Here is a 4,657-nt window from a genome sequence, read left to right as displayed (position 1 = left end):
TATGCATATTTATGTCTAAATTACTGATTTTACCTCAAAATTATAAAATATGCAATTTATTTTGCATGACCGCTTAATTCCCCAAGATAATCCATTAAACGGCTGGTCATTGGAGTATTTCCTTCAGGAACAACAACATTGAAAAAAGGGAGGATAAAGGGAGGTGGACTCCTGGCTTAAACTTTGGGAGCTAAATTGCTTTGATTGGCAGCAAACAGCAATGTAGAATGGGATGCACCGGCTCTATGGATTTGATGGTTTAGGGTGAGGGTTAAGGCTGCGATCGCTGCCACCTGTCCCAAGAAACTCAGAACAGTCGCCATTACGGATGCCTCCGTGAGGGCAACCCAGGGTGAACCAAAGACGAACAACATCCATAACGTGGTATTGACAGAAACAGTCTTGAAGAATAAGGCGAACACCAGGGCTGGTAAACTCAGGGTAACCATCACCATTCCCATTGCCAGAAGTCCGGGTTTGGGGAATTTGAGAAAGTACAAAGACTGGGCGATCGCACTATAAATCCAGATTAAATTTAATGTCATCACCAGCCCTACTCCGGCTTTTAAGGTAGCCTCAAAACTGCCCTGCCAGAGGAGAATCCAAGGTATCCAAATGGCGGCTACCATTCCTAAATTGATGGCGATCGCCACTACAGACGGACTTTTTTCTCCCCAAATCCAATCCTGCCATTTAGAAGAGGGATGTTTAAGCCCTTGCCGCCGCTCTTTATGAGCATAGCGCGCCCACTCCACGAGGGTTGGTCGTTGGGGAGAAATCGCCGGAATAATCAACAGAAACATGATCCCCGTTAAGATGGACACAATCAACATCATCGGCATCAAATTCTCTTCGATAGAAATCGGAGAAATCCAGGGATAGAACAACCCCAGCATCCAGATTTGAACGCTGGCTGATAACCCATAACTTTGAGCTTTACTTAATAACGTGCCATTCGGATTATTAAACTGACGATTCAGCCCTTGCCAAATCCAGTAAATTCCACCCAGTAAACTGATGAATAGCCAGGAAAATACTAGATGATAATTTCTTTCTTGATAGGTCCAGAAAAACCACTTAAATTCAAACCAGTTAAAGTTGCTGTCATCCCAGCTCAAGTAGTACAAAATAAACGAGACAACACTGAAACCCAACCAACCGGCTAAAGCACTACTGACGATCGCTTGATATTGCACTTCAGCCACAAATAAGGCATTTAGAAGAGATGCCGTATATAGAAAAGTAGCCGAGGCAGCGATGACGGCGTAAAAACCAAAGAGCCACCCGAGGGGAACACCGGCGGCGATCGCACAGCTCAAATGTAAGGGAATCGCCAACCCGAGTCCCAGGTACAACAGAACCGGAACCCCAAGCAATTTACCAAGCAAAATGTTTTGACTGGTTCGGGGACTCAACCGCAGAAAATTGAGGGTTCCTCGGCGTTTTTCCTTCACTAAATCGCTACTTAATAAATAAACGCCTCCGGCGAATAACAGTAACGGCAGCATGAAACTGAGACTATTAAAGGCAAATTCCCACTGAATCACCGTTTCATACTGTTGACAGTATCCGCCAACAATTTCCTCGGACCAGCCGAGACAATTTTTTTGAGAATGAATCCCCACAATTAGGCACTGACTAATGGCCGATAAAAACAAAACAATTCCCACCGAACGGCGAGTTAATCGGCCTTTTAATTCTCGAACTAACTGGGGATTGCTTTCCCCCAAATTATGTAATAATTGTGTCAACATTTCCGTTCTTCTTGGAGGATTATTAAAACTTAGAGAGCGAGTCGTAACTTCCGGTTGAAAGTTTAGTCAGACCCAACCCAACTGCTTGCTAGGGCTTAAGATGCCTGTTTATGCCCTAATTTCAGGAAAATCGTTTCCAAATCTTCCTGGGTCGAGTGAAATTCATGTAACGGAATCCCCGACTCCACGAGCGATCGCAACAAATTGGCACTCTCTTCCGGAGTCCCCGCAAAATGCACCCGTAAAGTTTTGCCATCGGGATTTACCTCCCATCCCTCGACTTGGGGATGCTGTTTCAGTTCCCCTTCTAATGCCTCTAACTTACCCAAAGTCGCGATTAAAATTTGCTGGCGACTCAAGCGCTGGTAGAGTTCTTTTAAAGGCGCACTTTCCACCAAATACCCGAGTTCCATAATTCCCACGGAAGTACACAATTCCGCCAAGTCACTCAACACATGAGAGGAAATCAAAATAGTCATCCCCGCTTCGCGCAGGGTTTTGATAATTTCCCGAAACTGCATTCGGGCGATGGGATCTAACCCCGAAACTGGCTCATCGAGTAGCAGTAAAATCGGTTCATGGACAATCGTTCGCGCTAGAGAAAGCCGCTGTTTCATGCCTCGGGATAAGGTAGCAATCGAACTGGTACGCTTATTCTCTAATTGCACCAATTCCAAGACTTCATAAAGACGCTGACTGCGCCGGGGTTCCCGTAGGTAATAAAGTCGGGCAAAATAGTCCAGATAGTCCCAAACTGTTAAATCATCATACAGGGGAAAATCATCGGGCAAATAGCCGAGGCGACGTTTAAGGGTGGGATTATTACTATCCCGGAGGAGGCGTTCCCCATTGATATAAATTTCCCCAATTGTGGGTTCCTCTGCCGTCGCCAGCATTCGGATTAAGGTCGTTTTACCGGCACCGTTGGGTCCAATCAGTCCATAAACTTCCCCGGGACCGACTTGTAAATGAACATCATTAACGGCGATATGTCGGTCAAATTGCTTAGTGAGTCCACGAGTATCGATTGCCAGTTCTGTTGCCATAAGTGCTGGACGTTGAGATCGTTAAAGGGTGACTTATCTGCTACCGTAACCTCTCCCTAGGGCGATCGTCAGTAGTGTTGCAGAAATTGCTACCGGGGGACCTGATTGGTCTGGAACGCTCTGAGTAAAAATATCTGGTCTCGGCAGCACTCTTGCTTGATATAGTGGAGTTTCTTAACCAAAATGGGTGTAACTTTCACGAGATTGGGTGGTAATGGCACTGGCAACTGTGAATTCTCTCCTGTCCTCCTTTGGACGCTTTGGCGTCGAACTGGGGCTCGATCGCATCAAACGACTTTTAAATGATTTAGGCAATCCCCACAACAGCATTCCCTTGATTCATGTCGCTGGAACCAATGGGAAAGGGTCTGTCTGTGCCTATCTTTCGGCTATTCTCATGGAAGCGGGGTATCGAGTCGGGCGCTATACCTCGCCGCATCTGGTGGATTGGACGGAACGAATTTGTGTGAATGACAGCCCCATTTCTGCACAAGGGTTGCAGGAGGTCCTCATTCAAGTTACCGAGGCGATCGACCCCTCTGCGCCTTCTCCCACCCAGTTTGAAGTGATTACCGCCGCAGCTTGGCTGTATTTTGCCCAACAACAGCTTGATGTGGTGGTGATGGAAGTGGGACTCGGGGGCCGATTGGATGCGACGAATGTTTGCGATCGCCCTCTGGTGACGGTGATTACCTCGATTAGTTGGGAACATTGGCAACGCCTTGGCCCTACCCTGGCCGATATTGCCCGGGAAAAAGCCGGAATTCTCAAACCGGGATGTCCTGCCATCGTGGGACCCTTACCTCCGGAAGCAAAAACCGTGGTCGATCGCCGGATTGCGGAACTCAACTGTCCCGCCCTCTTTCCGGAACCCGCCACCCCAAGCGCCATCCAACCGGGATGGGTCCAGACTCAAGGACTCTCCTATCCTCAGACCCTTCCCGGTGAAGCGCAATTGATTAATTCTGCCCTAGCTATCGCCACGGTGCAAACCCTCAGACAACAAGGGTGGCAAATTTCCGACGAGGCGATCGCCCAGGGAATGGCCAAAACCCAATGGCCGGGGCGTCTCCAGTGGGTGATTCGAGACCATCGCCCCCTGCTGATTGATGGTGCTCACAATGCTGCTGCGGCCCAAATCCTCGGCGATTATGTCGAGAGTCTGAAGGCCCCAAAGACCCACCCCAACATCCCAGAAGGGTCCTCACGACCGAGGGTCACCTGGGTGATGGGAATGCTTTCCACCAAAGATCATGCCGGTATCTTCACCGCCTTGCTGCGATCGGGAGATAATTTATACTTAGTTCCCGTCCCAGACCATGACTCTGCCCAACCGGAAGAGTTAGCCACCCTTGCCCGAAATATCTGTCCGGCGGTAGAGGACATTCGCTGTTATTCTGACCTTTTTCCCGCCTTAAAAGAAGCCTTGCAACTAGAGAGTAATCTAACCGTATTATGTGGGTCTCTTTATTTGCTCGGATATTTTTTGAGCGAAACCCAGAAGGAAAAGGAATGAATTCGGAAGGATAATAAAACATATTCCCCCGGGCTAAAACTGGGGAGACCCATTTAGATGATTACCGGAATCTAATTCAATCAACTGTGGGGGAGTCTCTACTATGGTATTTCAGCACAAAACTCTTAAACTTTTAATTTTAACGGGGTTTGTGATGGGGAGTTTTGATGGCGTTGCCCCCCTTCAAAGTAGGCTGTTGATTCCCGAGGCGATCGCGCAAACTGCTCAAGAAGAACAACCAGAAGCCGATCGCCTGTTTGAGTTAGGCAGCTGGTTGACTGACAAAAGTTAAAAATGAGGGCTGAAAGCTTTACGGTGAGGATTTTTAGCCCTGAGCTTGA

Annotated in this window: 4 protein-coding genes; 2 read left to right on the top strand and 2 right to left on the bottom strand. The window is 47.9% G+C overall.

Annotation, left to right across the window (positions count from 1 at the left end; all coding sequences use genetic code 11):
- Positions 1-176: 176 nt before the first annotated feature.
- Both NG795_RS28230 and NG795_RS28225 read right to left on the bottom strand, forming a co-directional pair.
- Positions 177-1,754 (bottom strand): hypothetical protein, encoded by a 1,578-nt coding sequence (locus tag NG795_RS28230; RefSeq protein WP_367291924.1) that lies wholly within the window; start codon positions 1,752-1,754, stop codon positions 177-179.
- A 95-nt stretch (positions 1,755-1,849) separates the two neighbouring features.
- Positions 1,850-2,800 carry an ABC transporter ATP-binding protein gene (locus tag NG795_RS28225; protein WP_367291923.1) on the bottom strand — a complete coding sequence of 317 codons (951 nt, stop codon included), beginning with the start codon at positions 2,798-2,800 and terminating at the stop codon, positions 1,850-1,852.
- A gap of 214 nt (positions 2,801-3,014) precedes the next feature.
- On the opposite strand from NG795_RS28225, the gene NG795_RS28220 reads away from it, so the two are divergent.
- Positions 3,015-4,316, top strand: a complete 1,302-nt coding sequence (locus NG795_RS28220; protein ID WP_367291922.1) for a bifunctional folylpolyglutamate synthase/dihydrofolate synthase — start codon at positions 3,015-3,017, stop codon at positions 4,314-4,316.
- Positions 4,317-4,419: 103 nt separating this feature from the next.
- Complete coding sequence (locus tag NG795_RS28215; RefSeq protein WP_367291921.1) at positions 4,420-4,608, top strand: hypothetical protein; 189 nt, start codon at positions 4,420-4,422, stop codon at positions 4,606-4,608.
- The last annotated feature ends 49 nt before the right edge of the window (positions 4,609-4,657 follow it).

The organism is Laspinema palackyanum D2c (assembly GCF_025370875.1).
GTDB lineage: Bacteria > Cyanobacteriota > Cyanobacteriia > Cyanobacteriales > Laspinemataceae > Laspinema > Laspinema palackyanum.
This window is presented reverse-complemented; position numbering and strand designations above follow the sequence as displayed.

Excerpts from the sequence above, each read along its gene's own strand:
- NG795_RS28215 (WP_367291921.1), top strand. The coding sequence starts at position 4,420 with ATGGTATTTCAGCACAAAACTCTTAAACTTTTAATTTTAACGGGGTTT.
- NG795_RS28220 (WP_367291922.1), top strand. The coding sequence starts at position 3,015 with ATGGCACTGGCAACTGTGAATTCTCTCCTGTCCTCCTTTGGACGCTTT.
- NG795_RS28225 (WP_367291923.1), bottom strand. The coding sequence starts at position 2,800 with ATGGCAACAGAACTGGCAATCGATACTCGTGGACTCACTAAGCAATTT.
- NG795_RS28230 (WP_367291924.1), bottom strand. The coding sequence starts at position 1,754 with ATGTTGACACAATTATTACATAATTTGGGGGAAAGCAATCCCCAGTTA.